This is a genomic window from Actinoplanes sp. HUAS TT8, from assembly GCF_051380535.1.
Lineage (GTDB): Bacteria > Actinomycetota > Actinomycetes > Mycobacteriales > Micromonosporaceae > Actinoplanes.
The window spans coordinates 3,988,267-4,007,578 of sequence record NZ_CP195646.1 but is presented as its reverse complement, the minus strand read 5'-3'; the positions used below and the strand labels follow the sequence as shown (position 1 = coordinate 4,007,578).

General features: G+C 70.7%; 15 protein-coding genes. 7 read left to right on the top strand and 8 right to left on the bottom strand.

Annotated elements, in window-relative coordinates:
- Nucleotides 1-47: 47 nt before the first annotated feature.
- Both ACSHV8_RS18190 and ACSHV8_RS18185 read right to left on the bottom strand, forming a co-directional pair.
- Nucleotides 48-908: a biotin-dependent carboxyltransferase family protein gene (locus tag ACSHV8_RS18190; RefSeq protein WP_436534599.1), complete on the bottom strand. Its 861-nt coding sequence runs from the start codon at nucleotides 906-908 to the stop codon at nucleotides 48-50.
- Nucleotides 905-1,522 carry a 5-oxoprolinase subunit B family protein gene (locus tag ACSHV8_RS18185; protein ID WP_436534597.1) on the bottom strand — a complete coding sequence of 206 codons (618 nt, stop codon included), beginning with the start codon at nucleotides 1,520-1,522 and terminating at the stop codon, nucleotides 905-907. The genes ACSHV8_RS18190 and ACSHV8_RS18185 overlap by 4 nt, the downstream gene beginning before the upstream one ends.
- A 123-nt stretch (nucleotides 1,523-1,645) precedes the next feature.
- Between ACSHV8_RS18185 and ACSHV8_RS18180 the strand changes: the two genes are divergently transcribed.
- Entirely contained in the window at nucleotides 1,646-2,950 is a 1,305-nt protein-coding gene (locus ACSHV8_RS18180; protein WP_436534595.1) for an MFS transporter, read from the top strand.
- Between the two features lie 850 nt (nucleotides 2,951-3,800).
- Nucleotides 3,801-5,609, top strand: a complete 1,809-nt coding sequence (locus tag ACSHV8_RS18175) for a hybrid sensor histidine kinase/response regulator (RefSeq protein ID WP_436534593.1) — start codon at nucleotides 3,801-3,803, stop codon at nucleotides 5,607-5,609.
- On the opposite strand, the gene ACSHV8_RS18170 is transcribed toward ACSHV8_RS18175, so the two are convergent.
- Complete coding sequence (locus ACSHV8_RS18170) at nucleotides 5,542-6,369, bottom strand: hypothetical protein (RefSeq protein ID WP_436534590.1); 828 nt, start codon at nucleotides 6,367-6,369, stop codon at nucleotides 5,542-5,544. The genes ACSHV8_RS18175 and ACSHV8_RS18170 overlap by 68 nt on opposite strands.
- A 21-nt stretch (nucleotides 6,370-6,390) precedes the next feature.
- Nucleotides 6,391-7,689 (bottom strand): phenylacetate--CoA ligase PaaK, encoded by a 1,299-nt coding sequence (gene paaK / locus ACSHV8_RS18165; protein WP_436534588.1) that lies wholly within the window; start codon nucleotides 7,687-7,689, stop codon nucleotides 6,391-6,393.
- 140 nt (nucleotides 7,690-7,829) lie between these two features.
- Here paaK and paaI point away from each other — a divergent pair, with 140 nt between their 5' ends.
- Entirely contained in the window at nucleotides 7,830-8,216 is a 387-nt protein-coding gene (paaI, locus tag ACSHV8_RS18160; protein ID WP_436536810.1) for a hydroxyphenylacetyl-CoA thioesterase PaaI, read from the top strand.
- Here paaI and ACSHV8_RS18155 read toward each other — a convergent pair.
- Entirely contained in the window at nucleotides 8,197-9,015 is an 819-nt protein-coding gene (locus ACSHV8_RS18155) for a Vgb family protein (RefSeq protein ID WP_436534586.1), read from the bottom strand. The genes paaI and ACSHV8_RS18155 overlap by 20 nt on opposite strands.
- A gap of 32 nt (nucleotides 9,016-9,047) precedes the next feature.
- Between ACSHV8_RS18155 and ACSHV8_RS18150 the strand changes: the two genes are divergently transcribed.
- The gene (locus tag ACSHV8_RS18150) at nucleotides 9,048-9,608 is read left to right on the top strand and encodes a TetR/AcrR family transcriptional regulator (protein WP_436534584.1); all 561 of its coding nucleotides are present in this window, start codon (nucleotides 9,048-9,050) and stop codon (nucleotides 9,606-9,608) included.
- An 18-nt stretch (nucleotides 9,609-9,626) separates the two neighbouring features.
- Here the strand turns inward: ACSHV8_RS18150 and ACSHV8_RS18145 are convergent, their stop codons facing one another.
- Together ACSHV8_RS18145 and ACSHV8_RS18140 are read right to left on the bottom strand one after the other, a co-directional pair.
- Complete coding sequence (locus ACSHV8_RS18145) at nucleotides 9,627-11,237, bottom strand: restriction endonuclease (RefSeq protein ID WP_436534582.1); 1,611 nt, start codon at nucleotides 11,235-11,237, stop codon at nucleotides 9,627-9,629.
- A 76-nt stretch (nucleotides 11,238-11,313) separates the two neighbouring features.
- Nucleotides 11,314-12,540 (bottom strand): APC family permease, encoded by a 1,227-nt coding sequence (locus ACSHV8_RS18140; RefSeq protein WP_436534580.1) that lies wholly within the window; start codon nucleotides 12,538-12,540, stop codon nucleotides 11,314-11,316.
- Nucleotides 12,541-12,651: 111 nt separating this feature from the next.
- Here ACSHV8_RS18140 and ACSHV8_RS18135 point away from each other — a divergent pair, with 111 nt between their 5' ends.
- The 3 genes from ACSHV8_RS18135 to ACSHV8_RS18125 all read left to right on the top strand — a co-directional run bounded on the left by ACSHV8_RS18135 (nucleotide 12,652) and on the right by ACSHV8_RS18125 (nucleotide 17,805).
- Nucleotides 12,652-13,116, top strand: coding sequence for an Lrp/AsnC family transcriptional regulator (locus ACSHV8_RS18135; protein WP_436534578.1), 465 nt, complete (start codon nucleotides 12,652-12,654; stop codon nucleotides 13,114-13,116).
- Between the two features lie 21 nt (nucleotides 13,117-13,137).
- The gene (locus ACSHV8_RS18130; RefSeq protein ID WP_436534575.1) at nucleotides 13,138-16,221 is read left to right on the top strand and encodes an NACHT domain-containing protein; all 3,084 of its coding nucleotides are present in this window, start codon (nucleotides 13,138-13,140) and stop codon (nucleotides 16,219-16,221) included.
- Nucleotides 16,222-16,353: 132 nt separating this feature from the next.
- The gene (locus tag ACSHV8_RS18125; RefSeq protein WP_436534573.1) at nucleotides 16,354-17,805 is read left to right on the top strand and encodes a diguanylate cyclase domain-containing protein; all 1,452 of its coding nucleotides are present in this window, start codon (nucleotides 16,354-16,356) and stop codon (nucleotides 17,803-17,805) included.
- Here ACSHV8_RS18125 and ACSHV8_RS18120 read toward each other — a convergent pair.
- Nucleotides 17,795-19,261 carry a gamma-glutamyltransferase gene (locus tag ACSHV8_RS18120; protein ID WP_436534571.1) on the bottom strand — a complete coding sequence of 489 codons (1,467 nt, stop codon included), beginning with the start codon at nucleotides 19,259-19,261 and terminating at the stop codon, nucleotides 17,795-17,797. The two genes, ACSHV8_RS18125 and ACSHV8_RS18120, sit on opposite strands and share 11 nt — an antisense overlap.
- Nucleotides 19,262-19,312 lie beyond the last annotated feature (51 nt).

Here is a 19,312-nt window from a genome sequence, read left to right as displayed (position 1 = left end):
CAGTACCCGGGCGTGACCTGCGTGATCACCGGCCCCTGGCACGCGTTCTAGGCGGCCCGGACGAAACGGACCGCGGTCCCCGGGCGGGCCTGGCCGAGCCGGTCGACGTCGCCCGGGTCGACCACGCCGACGACCGGGTAGCCGCCGGTCGTCGGATGGTCGGCCAGGAAGATCAGCGGCTGGCCGTCGGCCGGCACCTGGATCGCCCCGAGGACCAGGCCTTCGCTGGGCAGTTCGCCGTCGACCGAGCGGGTCAGCGCCGGCCCGGTCAGCCGCGCGCCGACCCGGTCGATCTCGGCCGACACGTGGTACACGGCCGTGAACAGCGTGGTCAGCGCCGCGGCGGTGAACCAGTCGTCGCGCGGGCCCACCCACACCCGCAGCCGCAGCTCGTCGGCCGGCGGAGGGTAGGGCGCGACGTCCACCCCGGGCGGCGGCGCGACGACCGGCCCGATCGGCAGCACGTCGCCGTCGAGGACCGGCGCCGGCCCGAGCCCGGAGAGCGTGTCGGTCGACCGGCTGCCCAGCACCGGCGGCACCGCGATGCCCCCGCCGACGGCCAGATAGGCGCGCAACCCGGCCCGGGCCTGACCGATCGTGATCAGGGCGCCGGCCGGCACGGCGAGCGGCAGCCCGGTGTCGGCGGGACGGTCGCCGACCAGGATCGGGCAGGGCGCTCCGGTCACCGCGAGCGTCATCGCCCGGGTCGCGCGCAGCCGCGCACCGCCGAGCAGGATCTCCAGCCCGGCCGCGTCCGGCCGGTTCCCGGTCAGCCGGTTGGCCAGTCGCAGCGCGCCCGCGTCGAGCGCGCCCGACCGCGGCACACCGAGATGCGCGAACCCGGGCCGCCCGAGATCCTGCACCGTGGTCCGCACGCCGGCGCGCACCACCTCCAGCGCGGCGCTCACGAGACGTCCACGAATCGGACCGTCACACCCGGTGCGAGCAGCGCCGGAGGGTCATTTTCAAGATCGAAGAGAATTGCTTCGGTACGGCCGATGCACTGCCACCCGCCGGGCGACGCGCTCGGGTACACCCCGCTGTACGGGCCGGCCAGCGCGACCGTCCCGGCCGGCACCCGGGTGCGCGGCGACGGCCGGCGCGCGACGTGATGCTCCGGGCCGAGGCCGGTCAGGTACGCGAACCCGGGCGCGAACCCGCAGAACGCGACCCGGAACTCGGTGCTCGTGTGGATCGCCACGACGCCCGCCCGATCGGTGCCCCACATGGCGGCGACGTCGTCGAGGTCCTCACCGCCGTACGTCGTCGGGATCTTGATCGTGGTCGTCGGCCCGGCCGTGAACTGTGGGCCGGACGTCGCGCCCGCCTCCAGCAGTGTCCGGATCCGATCAGGATCCTCGACGCCGTCGACGAGCACGGTGCGGGCCGCCGGGACGATCTCCGTCACGGTCAGGCGGCCGTCCGCGCGCGCGGCCGTGAGCAGGTCGTATGCGGCGTAGACGGCGCCCTCGTCGTCCCATTCGAGCAGGACGGCCGACGGTCCGGCCCGGCGTACGCGCATGGTTGCTCACTTTCCGCGGAGATACACAGTCTTCACATTGAGGTATTGCCGGATTGTTGAACGATTCCTAGAGTGTGGCACACGGCACCACCCAGCCCTCGACCACCCTCGGAGGAGCTAGCCATGAATGCCAGTCGCCGCGTCATCCTCGCCAGCCTCGTCGGCACGTCCCTTGAGTGGTACGACTTCTTCCTGTACGCCTCGGCCGCCGCACTCGTCTTCGGGAAACTCTTCTTCCCCAGCTTCGAGCCGCTCACCGCCACCCTGCTCGCGTTCGCCACCTACGCCGTCGGGTTCGTCGCCCGGCCGCTCGGCGGCATCCTCTTCGGCCACTTCGGCGACCGCAACGGCCGCAAAGGGGTCCTCGTCGCCACACTCCTGCTGATGGGCGGCGCCACCTTCCTCATCGGACTGCTGCCGACCCACTCGACGATCGGCACCGCCGCCCCGATCCTGCTGGTCACCCTGCGCTTCCTGCAGGGGCTCGGCCTCGGCGGCGAATGGGGCGGCGCCGTCGTGATGTCGCTCGAACACGGCGACCCGCAGCGGCGCGGGCTGTCCGCCTCGTGGCCGCAGGTCGGCGTACCGGCCGGGAACCTCCTCGCCTCCGGCGTGCTGTGGGTACTGTCGGCGACCCTTTCGGAGAGTTCCTTTCTCGGCTGGGGATGGCGCATCCCGTTCCTTCTTTCTGGCGTGCTTGTGCTGGTGGGCCTATGGATCCGGGTCGCGGTCACGGAGTCGCCGGCGTTTGCGCAGCTCAGCGCGAAGGGCGATAAGGCTCGGCTCCCTCTGATCGAGGTGCTGCGCCGCCACCCGCGGGGCCTGCTCGTCGCGATGGCGGCCCGGATCGGCACCGACGTCGCTTTCTACACCTTTTCCCTGTACGTGTTGACGTACGTGACCGGCACGGTCGGTCGCCCCCGGACCGTCGCGCTGACCGGTGTGCTCGTCGCGTCCGGCCTCCAACTGGTGCTGATCCCGCTGTTCGGTGGCCTGTCCGACCGGGTCGGCCGCCGCCCCGTCTACGCCGTCGGCGCCATCGCGGCCGCGGGCTGGGCGTTCGCGTTCTTCCCGCTGCTCGACACCGGCAACACCCTGATCATCGTCCTCACCGTGGTGGTCGCGCTGGCCACCCACGCCGCCATGTACGGCCCGCAGGCCGCCTTCGTCGCCGAACTCTTCTCCACCCGCCTGCGCTACTCGGGCGCCTCGATGGGCTACCAGATCGCCGGCATCCTCGGCGGCGCCCTCGCCCCGATCATCGCCATCAAGCTGGTCGTCTCCACCGGCAGCGCCCTGGCCGTGTCGATCTACGTCGCGCTGGCGCTCGCGTTGACCCTGGTCGCCCTCGCTTTCGCTCCCGAGACCTCCCGGAACCCGGCCGACGAGCCCACGCTCCCGCCCACCAAGCCGGCTCTCGCCGCCTGACCCACCCCCGCCCACCAGGCCGGCTCTCGCCGCCTGACCCACCCCCGCCCGTGACCACTCCCCGCCGTGCGAGACCCGACGCCGGTCGCCCCGCAGCGCGTCCCCAGCGCCCAGCTGGTGCTGAGGGCTGCTCCCGGGTCCGGAAATAGCCCTCAGCACCAGCCGGGCAGGAACGCCGGTCGGCCCCGCTGCACGTCCCCAGCCCTAGCTGGCGCTGAGGGCTGCTCCCCGGCCCGGCAACAGCCCTCACCACCAGCCGGGCAGGACAGGCTGGTGCTGAGGGCTGTTTCCGGCCCTTGCCGCAGCCGTCCGCACCAGCTGGGTGGGACGGGCTGGTGGTGAGGGCTGCTTTGAAGGTGGTGAGGCAGCACTGAGCGCCAGCCGGCGGGCGGGAGTCGCGGCTGGGCGCGGACTGGTGGCGGCCTCGCGGAGTGCGGAACGCCAGGGGTGCGGAACTCGGCGTCGGGGCGTGGGGTCGGCAACGCGGCGTCGGGGCGTGGCGTCGGGGCGCGGGTCGGGCGTGGGGTCGGGGCGCGGGAGAAGCGCGCGGGGCGGGGAGGGGTGAATGGGTGGGGTTGGTGGGTTGAGCGTGGGCAAAAGCGGACGTCGCCCTGGAGGGGGTCGCGTTCTGGGCGCGCCAGCGCCCTGCGGCCCCCGGAAGGGTCCCCGCGGGAGCGACGATCTGGACCACCGCGGAGATAGGCAATGAAGGATTTGATTGTGAAGTTGATCGGGTGGCTCGTTTTCCATGGGGCAATGATGTTTAGCCGAAGGGACGACCACTCGGCGCGAACCGGGACTAATCTGCCCGTATCGGAGATGCCTGGGCCTCGCGGAAAGGCGCCGCGCCATGAAGCTTCCGAAACCGCATTCGGCGTATGTGATAGTCGCCGCCCTGACGGTGACGGTGCTCGCCATGTTCGCCGTGGTGGCGCCGTCGCGGATGCTGGTGTTCGGCATGCTGGCGGTCGGGCCGGTGCTGGCCGTCGCGTCGGCGAATCCGCGCGCGGTGCTCGGCGTGGGGGCCTACGCGCTGGCCGCGTCGGCCGCGATCTCCACCTGGAAGGGGCTGCGGGGCACCGAGGATCAGATGTGGCGCCTGCTCATGGTGGCCGCGTTGACCGGGGTCAGCTGGGCCATCGCCGGGCATCTGCGGTCGCTGCTGCGGACCGCGGCCGCCGCCGCGCAGGAGCGGGAGATGCTGGCGGCGCTGGTGCGGCAGTCGGCCGACGCGATCATCGTGATGACGCTGGACGGCGTGGTAACGATCTGGAACGTCGGCGCCGAACATCTCTACGGCTATGCCGCGTCGCAGGTCGTCGGCACCCGGTTCACCAAGGTGCTGCCGCAGGACCGGGTGCACGTGCTGGCCGAAGGGCTGGCCAAGATCGCCGCCGGGGAGAGCATTCTGCTCGACGAGTCCCGGCGCATCGACAGTGAGGGCCGGGAACTGCTGGTCAACGTCGCGGTGTCGCCGATCCGGGACGAACACGGGCGGGTCGTGGCCGCCGCCGCGACCGAGCGGGACGTCACCGAGAAGAAGCGCCGCGAGGCCGAGGAGAAACTCGCGCTGGAACGGTCGGCCCGCACCGCCCGGCTGGAGAGTCTCGGGCAGCTGGCCGGGGGAGTGGCGCACGACTTCAACAACCTGCTGGCGATCATCCTCAACTACGCGGACTTCCTCGGCGACGAGGTCACCCCGGACGGCAGCCGCGACCTGGCCCGCATCCGGGACGCCGCCGACCGGGCGCGGTCGCTGACCGGGCAGCTGCTGCTGTTCGCCAAGCGGGAGCCGACCGACGTCACCACGGTCGACCTGAACGAGGTCGCGACCTGCTCGAACGAACTGCTCAGCCGGACCATCGGCGCCAACATCCGGCTGATCTGCCGCCCGCACGCGCAGCCGCTGATGGTCCGGGCCAACCGCGGCCGCCTCGACCAGATCCTGCTCAACCTGGTCATCAACGCCCGCGACGCGATGCCGGACGGCGGCGTGATCGTCGTCGAGACCGGCCGCCGGCCGGACAGTTCCGCCCTGCTCACGGTCAGCGACACCGGGTGCGGCATGACCCCCGAGGTTCGCGACCGGCTTTTCGAGCCGTTCTTCACCACCAAACCCGCCGATCGGGGTACGGGACTGGGCCTGGCCACCGTGTACGGCATCGTCGGCGACGCCGGCGGGCAGATCAACGTCGAGTCGGAGCCCGGCATCGGCACCACCTTCCAGATCCTGCTGCCGCTGGCCGTGGAGGCCGAGGAGGAGCCGGCCGGGGTCGAACTGACCGGCCCCGCCCCCGGGCACGGCGAGCACATCGTGGTGATCGAGGACGAGGAGTACGTCCACGATCTGGTCGTGCGCATCCTGCGGGAGAACGGCTACCGGACCACGACCCTGGACGAATGCGATCCGGCCGACGTCGCCCTGGTCATCAGCGACGTCATGTTACGCGACCAGTCCGGGCCGGAGATCGCCGAGCGGCTGCGCGCCGCCAACCCCGAACTGCGGGTGCTGTTCATGTCCGGCTACAGCGACGAGGAACTGCGCACCCGGTACGACCTGGACACGTCCACCCGGATCGTGCAGAAACCGTTCACCGCGGTCGAACTGCTCGCCGCGGTCGGCGAAACGCTGGCGCCGACCCTCGACCAGTGCGGCTGAACCGGCCCGCGACGATCCACCAAAACTGACAGACCAGCACCCCGGCGACCGCGACGGCGAAAGCGCCGGCCGTACCGAGCGGAACCAGCAGGACCGCGACCAGGAAACAGAAAACCGCGAAACCCGTCAAACCCTGAAGGACCCCGGCCATCGTACGGATCGTCGCCGCCACACCCAGCTGTGCCAGCACGAACGCGGCGACCACACTCGTCGCGATCGGGAACGGCGCCAGAATGCCGGTCACCGCCGGCCCGGCCGCCGAGGCGATACTGGTGACGAACAGGACCAGGGCGGCGGTCGCGGCGGCCCGGGCCGGCAGATCCCACCACGGGGGCGACACGGCGGCGGCCACCGGAGCGCCGTCGTCGATCACCGCGAGAAGCCTGCGGCCGACCCAGATCGCGGCCAGCACCAGCGGCAACAGCCAGCCCGCGGCCAGGGTACGGCCGGCCATCGCGACATCGGCCAGGCCGGTGGCCAGCCACGCGGCGAGCAGGGTCACCGGCCAGGGGTGACGCTTGGCGACGTACGCGAAAGTGATCGTGAAGATCGCCAGCGAGACCAGGCCGAGCAGGGAAGCCGTGGCGGCCCGGGCCCCGAAGCGCGGCCCCTGCTCCAGGGTGGTGATCAGCAGGATCGGCCCGGCCACGATCGGGAACGCCACCAGCATCCCGGCGACCCGACTGCCCCACCGTCGCCCGGCGAGCGACGACCCGACAACCAGAAGCGGAGCAAGCGCAAACTTCAGCAAGAGCGTCACTTGCCGACAGCCTAGTGCACGCTAAGTCCGGGGGCGGTTGTCGACAATGCGGCGGGCCTTGCCGATGGAGCGTTCCAGAGTGGTCGGGGGGACGACCTCCACCCGTACGGAAACGCCGATGTTGTTCTTGATCAGATCGCCGAGGGTACGGGCGGTGGCCTCGCCCGCCTCGGGGGAACGGGACTCGACGCGGACGGTCATCTCGTCGAGGCGGCCCGGCCGGTCGAGGACGCACTGGTAGTGGGGGGCCAGGCCGGGTACGCGCAGGATCAGCTCCTCGATCTGGGTGGGGAAGACGTTGACGCCGCGCAGGATCATCATGTCGTCGCTGCGGCCGGTGACCTTCTCCATGCGCCGCATCGGGCGGGCCGTGCCGGGGAGCAGGCGGGTCAGGTCGCGGGTGCGGTACCGGATGACCGGCATGGCCTCCTTGGTGAGGGAGGTGAAGACCAGCTCGCCGGTGTCGCCGTCGGGCCGGCTGGTGCCGAACGTCGGGTCGACGATCTCCGGGTAGAAGTGGTCCTCCCAGATGTGCAGGCCGTCCTTCGTCTCGACGCACTCCTGGCTGACGCCGGGGCCCATCACCTCGGACAGGCCGTAGATGTCGACGGCGTGCATGTCCAGCCGGGACTCGACCTCGCGGCGCATGTCCTCGGTCCATGGTTCGGCGCCGAAGATGCCCACCCGCAGGCTGGTGCTCGTCGGGTCGACGCCCTGGCGGGCGAACTCGTCCAGGATGGTCAGCATGTAGGACGGGGTGACCATGATGATGTCCGGCTCGAAGTCGACGATCAGGCGGACCTGTCGTTCGGTCATGCCGCCCGAGACCGGGATGACGGCGCAGCCCAGCCGCTCGGCGCCGTAGTGGGCGCCCAGGCCGCCGGTGAACAGGCCGTATCCGTACGCGATGTGGACGCGGTCGCCGGGACGGCCGCCGGCCGCGCGGATCGACCGGGCCATGACACCGGCCCAGGTGTCCAGGTCGCGCTTGGTGTACCCGACGACCGTGGGGCGGCCGGTGGTGCCGCTGGAGGCGTGGATGCGGGCGATGCGATCGCGGGGGACGGCGAACATTCCGTACGGATAATTGTCTCTGAGATCTTGTTTTGTGGTGAACGGAAAGCGCGTCAGGTCGCCGAGCGCGCGACAGTCGTCCGGGTGCACGCCCGCCTCGTCGAACTTGCGGCGGTAGAACGGCACGTTGTCGTAGGCGTGCCGCAGCGTCCAGCGTAGCCGGTTGAGCTGCAGGGCGCGCAGCTCGTCGACGGACGCGGTCTCGATCGGGTCCAGGTCCTCGGTGCGGGGGGTCAGGTCGAGCACGTCGTGATTCCTTCCTGCCGGGAAGGTTGCGTGAAGCTCACACCCGTGTCACGTTATTACAGACCGATCGGTTGGTAAATGGGGTGGGGGAGCTGGTGGGCGCTACCTCGGACGACGTCGCCCGGCGCAGCGCCGAAGTGATGCTGGCCGGTGACACGGCGAGCCGGTCGCTCGGCATCGCGCTCGACGCCGTCGGACCCGGCTCGGCCCAGGTGTCGATGGTCGTGCGGGCCGACATGGTCAACGGGTGGGAGCTGTGCCACGGCGGGCTCATCGCGTCCCTGGCCGACACGGCGTTCGCGGTGGCCTGCAACTCGTACGGGGAGGTGACCGTCGCCGCCGGATTCGACATCACGTTCCTGGAGTCCGCGCGGGTGGGCGACCGGCTGGTGGCCCGGGCGGTCGAGCGGGCCCGGCGGGGACGCTCCGGCGTCTACGACGTGACCGTGTCCCGCGGCAGCGAGGTCATCGCCGAGTTCCGGGGCCGCAGCCGGGCCCTCGGGCGGGTCATTCCGGGCGTCGGCTGACCGGGACGACCGTGCCGCTCTCCATCGCCACCCACACCGTGGAGTCCGTGACCCACAGGCCGTGCGGCTCCTGGCCGGGCAGTGGATAGAGGGTGACGTCACCGTCGGAGGTGACCCGGGCCAGCTCGGTGGAACCCCACAGCGTCGCCCAGCAGCCACCCTCGGGATCGGGCGCGACGGCGTGCGGACGGCACGCGGGATCGTCGAAGAGATGCTGACGTACGGAACCGGACGGGTCGACGTGGCCGACGCCACCGCCGGCGATGTCCGCGTACCACACGCCGTCGGCCGACGCGGTGATGCCGACCGGCGCCGCCGGGGCGCGGCCGCCGGGCAGCTCGACGATCTCCACCTTGTCGCCGTGCACGGTGGCGAGCGCGCCCGCGCCGTTGAGCGCGGCCCACGGCCGGCCGCCGGCATCGAAGGTGATCATCGCAGCTCGGGCGTCCGGAACCGGCAGGTCGAACCAGGTGATGTCGCCGGCCGGGGTGAGGCGGCCGAGTTGGTTGAGTCCGGGCGCGGTGAACCAGGCGTCGTCGGCGACCGCGATGCCGTATGGCGCCGCGCCCGCGGGCAGGTCGATCACGGTGTACGTGCCGGCGGCGTCGCGCCGGATCAGGCGGTCGTCGGCGCGGGTGCACCACAGGACGCCGTCGGCCGCGGCGGCCAGCAGCATCGGGCGGGCCGGGAACTCCTCGTGGCGGAACTCGCCGGGCGACACCCGCGCGAGTCCCGGCGGATCCAGGATCGTCGCCCACAGGGTTCCGGCGGTGTCTTGGGCCAGCGCGTACGGTGTCATGGCCCTAAAGCTACACCTGTAGCATTAGGCGGGTGCAACCCTCACGACCCGGCGGCCGGACCGCCCGTACCCGCGAACGCGTCCTCGAAGCGGTCGCGGCCCTCCTGCTGGAGGACGGATACGACGCCCTGACCATGGATTCCGTCGCCGCCCGCTCGGGAATCCACCGCACCACCGTCTACCGGCGCTGGCGCGACACCGGCGGCCTGCTCGCCGACTCCCTCGACGCCGCCCGCGAGCAGCCGTGGGAGCCGCCCGACACGGGTTCCCTGCTCGGCGACCTGACCGAGATCAACCGCCAGATCGTCGCCGCCCTGACCGAGGAGCCGTCGATCACCCGAGCCCTCATCGCCGCCTCGTTCCGCTCCCCGGCCGCGGCCGCCGCCCTCCGATCCTTCTGGGAGGACCGCTACGCCGCGGCGGCAATCGTCGTCGAACGGGCCGGTCCCGCCGAGATCGACGCCCGGACCGTCCTGGTGGCCTCGTGTGCGCCGATCTTCTACGAACTCGCCGTCCTGCGTTCCCCGGCCGCCGACGGCCTCGCGGAACGCTATGCCCGGGCGGCAGCTGCGGGCGTCACGGTCACACCATGACATCACCGACGCGGTTGGTCAGTCGAGCTCGCTCGCGTCGATGCGGGCTTTGATCTGCGCGTGCTCGGCGAGCAGATACAGCAGGTTCCCACCGTCGATCAGCTCGATCGGCTTGCCGGAGGCGAACTCGTACGACGCGGGACCGTACCCGCTCGTGGTCACGAGAATGCCCTTGGACGCGCCCTCGTTCTGCAGCGTGCCGAACAGGTCCCGCACGGCCGACACGTCGACGGTGTTGCGGTAGCGTTTGGCCTGGATGACGACCTTGCCGCCGAAGATCGGGCGATGGTCGAAGGCGACACAGTCGACGCCGCCGTCACGTGAGGGCCGGGTCTGCTTGGTGTCCAGGCCCATCTTCGCGAACAGGTTCTGGATCAGTGACTCGAACTCGTTCGGCGTCAGGCGCAGCAGGTTCGGCCGTTCGTCCAGGTCGGCCAGGACATCCACCTCGTCGATGAACCGCTTGTCGACCATGTCGAACTCCAGCACCGGGCGGACCGCCGCCAGCTCCTCCGGCCGTTTGGACACCGAGGCGCTGAGGTGCTGCAGACAGGCGGCCGGGTCGACCTTGGCCAGGTTGAGGACGGTGAACTGCTCGCGGGTGGTGCGGAGGGTGACCAGGCACGGCCGCACGGTCTGCCCGGTCCGCGGGTCGGTGGTGTCCACGACACCGTTGAACACGACGGTCTCGGCCAGCCCGGCCCGGTCGGCCTCGAACAACTCGTGGACGGTCCGCAGGGTCACCTGGGTGACCACGGACGAGTACCGCTCGCGGATCTCCTTGGCCGGCCGCGCGGTCGAGGTGACCTCGTCGCGCGTCTTGACGTACCGGTGGTCGCGCACGGCCGGGACGACGTCGAGGCCCGGGAGTTCGTACTCGACGACGAGCTGCCGGGACTCCGGGACGTAGGCGAGCCGGTACTGCTGCGGGAAGTCGTCCGGGTAGACCGAGTTGGCCAGCACCATGCCGAAGTAGTCGACGACCGCCTGCGGCTCTCCGGCGGCGAACGCCGCGGCGAAGCGGTCGACCTCCGCGTTCCGGGCCGCGGCCTGCGCCTCGGCGCGCTGGCAATGCTGGCGGTAGGTCTCGTAGGCGGCGGCGAGCCGGTGCTGCCGATCCGCCTCCGCGGCGGCGTGCTGCCCCTGAGCATGCTGGAACTGGGCCTGCGCGGCCGCCATCTGCTGCTGGAACTTGGCCTGACCGCCGAACATCTTGCCGAGCCCGGTCGGCGCCGGCGGCTCGAACTGCCGCCAGTCCGGCCCGGGGATCGGCTGACCCAGCTGCCCGGGATTGAACGGCGGGTGCTGAACCGTCTGCCGCAACCGGCCGAAGTCGATGTGATCGTCGACTCCGAGGGTGGATTCCAGCAGCTGTTCGAGCTCCTGCAGCCGGGCCTGGAGATCGGCGTTGTCGGCCGCGACCTCGGCGGCCCGGGCCTCCAGATACAGGCGTTTGCGTTCCCGCTCGTCGGCCGCCGAAGCTCGCTGTGCGGCCTTGGCCGCCTGCTCGGCGGCCCGGCGCATCGCCTGCTGCTGGCGAATGTACGCCGCTTCAGCCTGCTGACTCGCCCGCACCTGACGCGCATGCTCGCGCTGGATCTGAGCGATGAAACCACCACGACGCGCCAAGACGCCCTCCCCGTCACCCCGAAAACGGAGAGAACCTTACTGCGTGACGCTTCGTTGCGTAAGCATACGAACCGGCTCAGTGATCAGCCGGGAAGGCTTGGCGTGGCTGCTCGCGTTCTGCCTCGTTCCCGGTTCGGGGAGAGCCGCGCCGGCCCGCCGCGGCGATGACGGCGGCGAGCAGGATTGCCGGGAGGGCGGCGATTCCGGCGTACGCGAGAATGATTATGTTGGCGATGGCCGCCAGGGACGCGATCGCGCGCAGGGCGCCGGACATGGCGCGGGCCGCCGAGAGCATGCAACCGATGTAGACCAGCAGGAAGAATGACACCGGAATGGTCACCGCGGCCGCCACCGGGACGATTCCCGCAGCGATCAGCCCGAGGATTATCGCGCCGGCCATGGTCAAGCTGATCGGGAACCACCGGGTCAATTCCAAGGACGAAGAATTGAGCGTACGGGCGAGAGCCGCACCCCCGGTGAGATAAGCGTTCACGGTGCCGAGCGTCAGCAGCACGGCCGCGACCGCCGCGACCACCGGGCCGGCCGGGCCGATCGCGACCGTGAGCAGCGCGGCGATCGGCACCTTGGTGCCCGCCCCGGGGCCGAGCGCGGCGATCGTCGTCGCGGCCAGCGCCAGGTAGACCACCGCCGTGACGGCGAAGGCGGCGCCGATGACGCGCGGCAGCTGACGGCGGGCGTCGGTGAAACGGTCGGTCAGCGGGGCGACCGCCTCCCAGCCGATGAACGAGAGCATGAGCACGGCGGCGGCGCCCCCGATCGAGGACCAGCCGTGCGGCGCGAACGGGCGGAAATGGGCGGCGCTCGCGGTGGGTAGGGCACCGCCGACGGCCAGGATCAGGACCAGCAGCAGTACGGCGACCAGGGCCAGCTGGACCCCGGTCGAGGTGCGCAGGCCGCGCCGGCTGAGCACGATCAGCAGCGCGAGCATGACGCCGGCGAGCAGCGCCTGACGGGCCGGATCGCCGGCCAGGTAGCCGGCGCCGAGCGTGCACACGATCGGGGCGCCGGTGACGATGCCGGCCAGGAAACACCAGCCGGCCGCGTGCCCGGCGCGTTCACCCAGGCCGGCCGTGACGTAGTCGGCGACACCGCCGGCCGAGCGGTGCTCGATGCCGAAACGGGCGAAGACGACGGCGACCAGGCCGGACAGGACCAGCAGGAGTGCCCAGGCCAGGATCGAGGCCGGGCCGGCCTGGGCCGCGGCCAGTCCGGGCAGGACGAGCAGGCCGGGGCCGAGGAGGGCGCCGACGTAGAGCGCGATGCCACGCGGGGTGCTGAGCATGACGCAATGTTCGCGACTGTCGCGCCGCACGCGATGGCAAACTTCGGCGCCGTCGAGGTCATCGGTGCAACTTTGTGCGGCTGACTTGTCCGTACGGGAAATAATGTTGTGATGTCTTCTTTTGATGCCACCGATCGGGCGATTCTGACGCGGCTGCAGAGCGACGGGCGGATCCCGAACATCGAGCTGGCCGACGCCGTGAACCTGTCGCCGTCGGCCTGCCTGCGGCGGTTGCGGACCCTGGAACAGGACGGAGTGATCGCCGGATACCGGGCCGAGCTCGACCGCGAGCGGCTCGGACTCGGGTTGACGATCTTCGTGCAGCTGAAGGTCAGCGGGCACTCGCACGAGGCGTCGACGCAGGTGGAGGCCGCGCTGACCGCGATTCCGGCGGTCGTCGCGTGCTACCTGATCTCCGGCGAGACCGACTTCCTTATCGAGATCGCGGCCGGAAGCCTGCCCGAGTACGAGCGGATCCTGCTCGACCAGATCCTCGCCGTCCCGCACGTCGTGGACGCCCGCAGCACCTTCGCCATCCGGACGATCAAGAGCCGCGGGCCGCTGCCGGTCCATTGATCGAATCGATACGCTGCGTGCGTGGCCCGTTCTCGACTGTCCTATGCAGAAGCGGTGCGGTTGCTGGTGGGCGGGGAGGATCCGGTCGAGATCATCGGCCGGGTCGCCGGGGGAGCGATGCTGCTTCTGGCGCCCTTCTCCGAAACCGTGCTGTCGTGGTTCGACGCCAAAGGCGAGGCGAACAACATCCTGCGGGATCTGCTGGGACGCGCGCCGGCCCGGATCAGGGCGGCCAAAGGGCGCAGCCATTTCGAGCTGATCGAGGCGGCTCACACCGTCCTCGTGATCTCGTCGTTCTTCGATGCGCTGGGCGAGCACATCGGGGATCGGTTCAAGACGCTCGAACTGACCGATGACGAACGGGCCCGGATCGGGGCGGGGGAACTGCGGCCGCTCGGCGGGGCCGGTGCGATCTCGATGCCCGACGCATTGACCGGCTTCACCGAGAATCTGCCCGCCGTGGAGCGGGCGCTGCAGGCCATGCACGGGGCGTTCCGGGAATTCGCGGCCGGGCTTGCCGCTGCTCAGGGAATGACGATGCCGGCGGCGGACGGCGTTGTCGAGGTCGCGTTGCAGCGGTATCGGGATCGGTATGTGCGGCTCGCCGAGGACGTGCCGGAGTTCGGGATCTGGTCGCAACTCGACGAGCACGCCGCCACCCGGGCTGAAGTGCGGCGTCAGACCGAGACGCTGACCGGTGTCGCGCGGCAGCTCGGCCGGCTGATCGACGCGGCGGCGTCCGAGGCGGCGGAGGGGTTGGCCAGGCACTACAAGACCGCGCTGAGCAGGCCGCTGTGGCGGTCCGATTCGCCGGCTCCGGACGGGTTGACCTTTCCCGAGGTCGAGCAGGGCTTCGTCAGCCCGCGGTTCCGGCTGGCCGTCTGCGAGAAGAATTCGCCGCTGAGCAGCGAGACGTGGTGGGAGAACCACGATGTACGCGACGACCTCGAGGAATTTCTGACCGCCTATCTGGCGGCGCCCGACAGCACCCAGCGGCCGCTGATCATTCTCGGCCACCCGGGTGCGGGGAAATCGCTGCTGACCGAGGTGCTGGCGGCCCGCGTGCCGGCCGAGGCCTACACGACCATCCGGGTGCCGCTGCGCAACGTCGACCCCGATGCGCCGATCCACGAGCAGATCGTGGCGGCCGTCGAACTGGTCACCAAGGATCGACTGTCCTGGGGTGGGTTCTGCCGCGCGTCCGACACCACGAAGGTGGTGCTGCTCGACGGCTTCGACGAACTGGTGCAGGCGACCGGGATCACGCAGTCCCGATACGTCGAACAGGCCGCGACCTTCCAGCAGGAGGAATGGGAGCAGGGCCGGCCGGTCGTTGTCGTGATCACCTCACGGACGCTGGTGATGGATCGGACGGTCGTGCGCGAGGGCACCCTCGTGATGAAACTGGAGCCGTTCGACGAGCCCCGGGTTCAACGCTGGACCGAGGCCTGGAACACCGCCAACGGTTCGCAGCCCGAATTCCGGCCGCTGACCGTCGCCGAGCTCTGGCGTCATCAGGACCTGGCTGGTCAGCCGCTTCTGCTGCTGATGCTCGCGGTCTACGCCGCCGAGGCCGGGCTCGACGCCGACGATCTGTCCACCGATCAGCTGTACCGGCGGCTGCTCGACTCGTTCATCCGTCGCCAGGTCCGGGAGAAGGCCGCGGCCGATCTCGGCGACGCCAGGTTCGCCGAGGAGGAGATCGCGAGCCGGCGAGATCTGGCCGCGGTCGCCTTCGCGATGTTCAACCGGCGCCTCCAGTGGGTCGGCGAGGAGGATCTGGGCCGCGATCTGGAAGCGCTGCATCCCGGGGAAGAGCGGTCGGCGCCCGCGATGGGTGAGCCGGTCAGCCGGGCCCGCCGGACCGTTGCCGCGTTCTTCTTCGTTCATGTCGCGCGGACCGACGACGAGACCCGGACGCCCGGCCGGCGGTCCTACGAATTCCTGCATGCGACGTTCGGCGAATACCTGGTGGCCGAACACACCGTGGAGCTGCTGACCGGGCTGGCCGAGGACTGGCAGCGTGCTCGGCGTCGCGCCTACCAGCCGACCCTCGACGAACGGGTGCTGCGGACGCTGCTCTCGCACCAGCCGCTGAGCAACGGCGAACAGATCCTGCCATTCCTCATGGACATGATCGCCGCGCGTCCCGAAACCGAGCGGGAGACGCTGCTCGAAGTCATCCTCGAACTGTTCCGGATGGCGCGCAAACGAATCACGGACGACGCCTACCGTCCGACACCGTTCGACCTGGTCAATCGGACCGCGGCCTACACGGCGAACCTCACGTTGCTGGCCGTGCTGTGCCGGCCGAAGGTCGGGGTCACGGTCGATGAGCTGTGCGGGAACGGCGCGCCGGACTTCGAATCGGTCGTGCGTCTGTGGCGCAGCGGTCTCACCGAAGAGGCGCAGGAAGGTCTCTTCGCCTGGTTGCGCCGAGAGGAGTCACGATTGGTCGTGTCGGTACACGATCCGTGGTCCGAACCAACGTCGGCCTTCCACGAAGCTCGGCTTGTCGGTGACTTCGTCGGCGAGGCGGCACTGCGTACGGGGTGGGTGACATTCGAGTCCGGCGAGGACACGATGGATGCCCCAGCTCGCACGACGGCGTTCGGCCGTGACTTTCATGTTCGAGTCGTCGAACTGTTCGTCTGGGGCTGGCCCGCCGCCGGGTTGGCCCGCCTTTTGCCGTATGACGAAGCGGCCTATGTCAGCCTGGCCGACCTGCTCGATAAGTCCGATCGCTCTGGCATCTTTCACGGCAGTCTCAACGTGCTCATGCAGTGTCTCCTCCGGGACGGTCCCCACCTCGGCGCTGAGACTCTCGACCGGCTCGTGGTGCGCTTTCGCGATGAATGGCGTGGTGGGGTCAATGTCCCAATCCTGCTTCTCGCGCTAAGCCATCCAGCCTTGCTCCGGAGGCAGCCATGGCTGTGCGATGCTGTTGTCGAAACGGATATACCGGGCTACTTGCATGAGGTGGCTCAATTCTGCCGTGAGCGGGATCCTGATCAACTCGACCCGATCATCAAGAAACTCGGCGAGCGGGCTGTCGTCCATAGCGGCGATTTCTTCCCGAGTGAGGACTCTGGGGCCGTCCGCTAGCTGAGCAGGGTGACCGCCGACATGCGAGGCCGATGATCACCGGGCTGCACCCGGGAAGTTCCTCCTCGGCGACCCGGCGCGGGGTCGAATGAACGTGTGACCCCACTCACCGGGCGCCTCATCCCAGCCGTCATGGCCGCTCTCTACCTGGCCGTCCTCGCCCTCCGGCCGGGCAGCGACCACACCATGATCGCGTTCGGTGACCTCGCCCTGGTCGTCGCCCCGCTCTACGGCACCCTCTGCGCTTCCTTCGCCGCCCGCCGCCACCGCGGTTCGGTGCGCGCCGGCTGGGCCCTGATCGGCACCGGCACCGGCCTGTGGGGCGCCGGCCAAATCGTCTGGTGCTGGTACGAGCTGATCGGCCACCGCCCGATGCCGTACCCGTCGCTGGCCGACGTCGGCTACCTGGGCAGTCTCCCGCTGACCGCGATCGGTCTGGCCCTGCTCTCGGCCGCCCGTCAGGGCCGCTGGCGGATGGCTCTCGACGCCACCATGATGTCCGTCTCGCTGCTGGCGGTGAGCTGGGCGTTCGTGCTCGGCCCGCTGGTCCGGTCGGACAAGTCGGATCCCGAGGTCTGGATGATCGGGATCGCGTACCCGATCGGTGATGTCGGCGTGATGACCATGGCGCTGCTCGTTTTCGGTCACGTCCGGCAGAGTTTGCGTGGCAGTGTCGCCCTTCTGGTCACGGGCGCGGTGTCGCTCTCGCTGGCCCACGGGGTTTACGCGTTCCAGGTGATGGCCGGCACGTACGTCGCCGGCACGTGGCTGGATTTCGGCTGGTTCGGCGGGTATCTGCTGATCGGTCTGGCCGCGACCTCGGCCTCGCAGGGCCCGTCCCGGGAGCGTCGCGCCGCGCGTCAGACCTGGCTGGCTCTGCCGTACTTCCCCCTGACCGCGGCCCTGCTGACCAGTGTGATCACCGCGATCCGGGCCGGCCGCCCGGAGACGTTCCTGTTCTGCCTGACGCTGATCCTGGTCGTGCTGGTCGTGGTCCGCCAGTTGATCGGCGCGGCCGACAACCGCACCTTGACCGCCCAGCTCAGCGGCATGCTCGACCAGCTCCGCAGCCGTGAGTCGCAGTTGCGCTACCAGGCGTTTCACGACGGCCTGACCGGCCTGGCCAATCGCGCGTTCTTCACCGAGCAGGCGGTTGCCGCGGTCCAGCGGCAGGATCTGACGGACGAGCCGGTGGCCGCGGTTTTCGTGGACCTGGACGGGTTCAAACCGGTCAACGACCGGTACGGCCATCACGCCGGTGACCTGCTGCTCGTCCTGGTCGCGGACCGCCTGCGAGGGTGTGTGCGCGAGTCGGACACGGTGGCCCGGCTCGGCGGCGACGAGTTCGCCGTGCTGGTGGAGGGCCTGCAGGACCGTTCGGACGCCACCGCGATCGCCGACCGGATCGTGTCCGTGCTGGCCGAGCCGTTCGAACTGCTCGATCACACGGTGCGGATCGGCGCGAGTGTCGGCGTCGCGGTCCGGGACCGGCACAGCGGCGACGCCGACGACCTGATCCGGCACGCCGACACCGCGATGTATCAGGCAAAAAACGCCGGAAAGGGCCGCCGCGTCATGGCCTGAGAACGACCGGATCACCATCCGCACGCGGATCACTGGCCGCCGCCAGCACGCCGTCCCTCAATCGCGCGACCTGCACATGCCCGGCCCCGTCATGCCGCTCCGCCAGGGTCTCCACGACGAACCCCGACGTCATCTCCGGCACCGTCAAACCCGGCTCCAGCACCAGCGTGGGCCCGTCCCGGTCGATCTCCTCGGCCCCGATCACCCACCGCGGCCGGGCCACCAACCCATCCAGATCATCCGATTCCAGTACGTCGCCGGCCACCTGCGCGAGGATCCACGGCTGCGACCGCCCACCCTGGCACCCGAGCGCCACGACGGTCTCCCCGTCCACGGCCAGAGTCGGGCACAGCGTGTGCGGCGGACGCACCCCGGGGGCGATCCGCGCCGGATGCGCCGGGTCGAGACTGAACGACGACCCCCGATTGTGCAGCACGATCCCGGTCCCCGGTTCCAGCATTCCCGACCCGAAACTCCAGAACACGCTCTGAATCAGCGTGACCGCGTTCCCGTCCGCGTCGACCGCGGCCACCGCCACGGTGTCACCAGCCGCTTTCGGTCCGATTTTCCGATCAAATTCCGCCATTCCCGTACGGAGGAGAAGACCGTCCACATCAATGGGCCCGTTCCGCGGATCCCCGAGCAGCCGGTCCCGCGCCCGGCGGGCCCGCCACGAGTCGGCCATCAGGTCGCCCGACCCGGCGAGGGCCAGGAACGTGGCGCCCTGCACCGGTGGCGGCGCGGCGTGCCAGGTCACCCCGTCGACGACCCGGGTCAGCGGCTCGACGACTTCGGCCCGGTGCGCGTCGAGGTCGGCCGGCGACAGCGGGCTGCCCAGCGCGGTCAGCCCGGCGACCAGCCGGCGGGCGACGTCCCCGGTGTAGTAGGACCGCCAGTCGGCCGCGAGAGCGTCCAGGGTCGCCGCGAGCGCCGGCTGGACCAGCGTGCCGACGGGTTCACCGGCGTCGTCGAGCAGCAGCGCGGACAGCCCCGGGTCGGCCCGGACCACGTCGATCTCGGCCAGCACGGCCCGCCGCAGCCCGGGGCTGACCGGCACCCCGCCGGCCGCGAGGGCACGAGCCGGCGCGAGCAGATCGCCCAGGGGCAGGCGCGCGCCGAGCCCGGCGACCGCGGCCCACCCGGCGACCACCCCGGGCACGGTCACCGTCTGCGGACCGGCGTACGGCATCTCGCTCCCGGCCGCCCGCAACGCCTCGACGTCGACGTTCGCCGCGGCCGCCCCGATCGACAGGACCGCCCGGGGTGCCTGCCCGGCCGGGCGGGCGACGGCGACCAGGTCACCGCCGATCGAGCACTGGTTCGGGTACGCCACGGTCAGCGCGGCGGCGGCGGCCAGCGCGGCGTCGAAGGCGTTGCCGCCGGCGGCGACCACGGCTCGCGCGGCGTCGGCGGCGGCCGGGTGCGGGGCGGCCAGGGCGACCGGGGTGACGTTCACAAGTCCGTACTGTAATAAGGAGATCGAGATCACCGCATAGCCCAGCCATCG

Excerpts from the sequence above, each read along its gene's own strand:
- ACSHV8_RS18125 (WP_436534573.1), top strand. The coding sequence starts at position 16,354 with ATGGCCGCTCTCTACCTGGCCGTCCTCGCCCTCCGGCCGGGCAGCGAC.
- ACSHV8_RS18185 (WP_436534597.1), bottom strand. The coding sequence starts at position 1,522 with ATGCGCGTACGCCGGGCCGGACCGTCGGCCGTCCTGCTCGAATGGGAC.
- ACSHV8_RS18135 (WP_436534578.1), top strand. The coding sequence starts at position 12,652 with ATGTCTTCTTTTGATGCCACCGATCGGGCGATTCTGACGCGGCTGCAG.
- ACSHV8_RS18175 (WP_436534593.1), top strand. The coding sequence starts at position 3,801 with ATGAAGCTTCCGAAACCGCATTCGGCGTATGTGATAGTCGCCGCCCTG.
- ACSHV8_RS18180 (WP_436534595.1), top strand. The coding sequence starts at position 1,646 with ATGAATGCCAGTCGCCGCGTCATCCTCGCCAGCCTCGTCGGCACGTCC.
- ACSHV8_RS18155 (WP_436534586.1), bottom strand. The coding sequence starts at position 9,015 with ATGACACCGTACGCGCTGGCCCAAGACACCGCCGGAACCCTGTGGGCG.
- ACSHV8_RS18140 (WP_436534580.1), bottom strand. The coding sequence starts at position 12,540 with ATGCTCAGCACCCCGCGTGGCATCGCGCTCTACGTCGGCGCCCTCCTC.
- paaI (WP_436536810.1), top strand. The coding sequence starts at position 7,830 with ATGCTGGCCGGTGACACGGCGAGCCGGTCGCTCGGCATCGCGCTCGAC.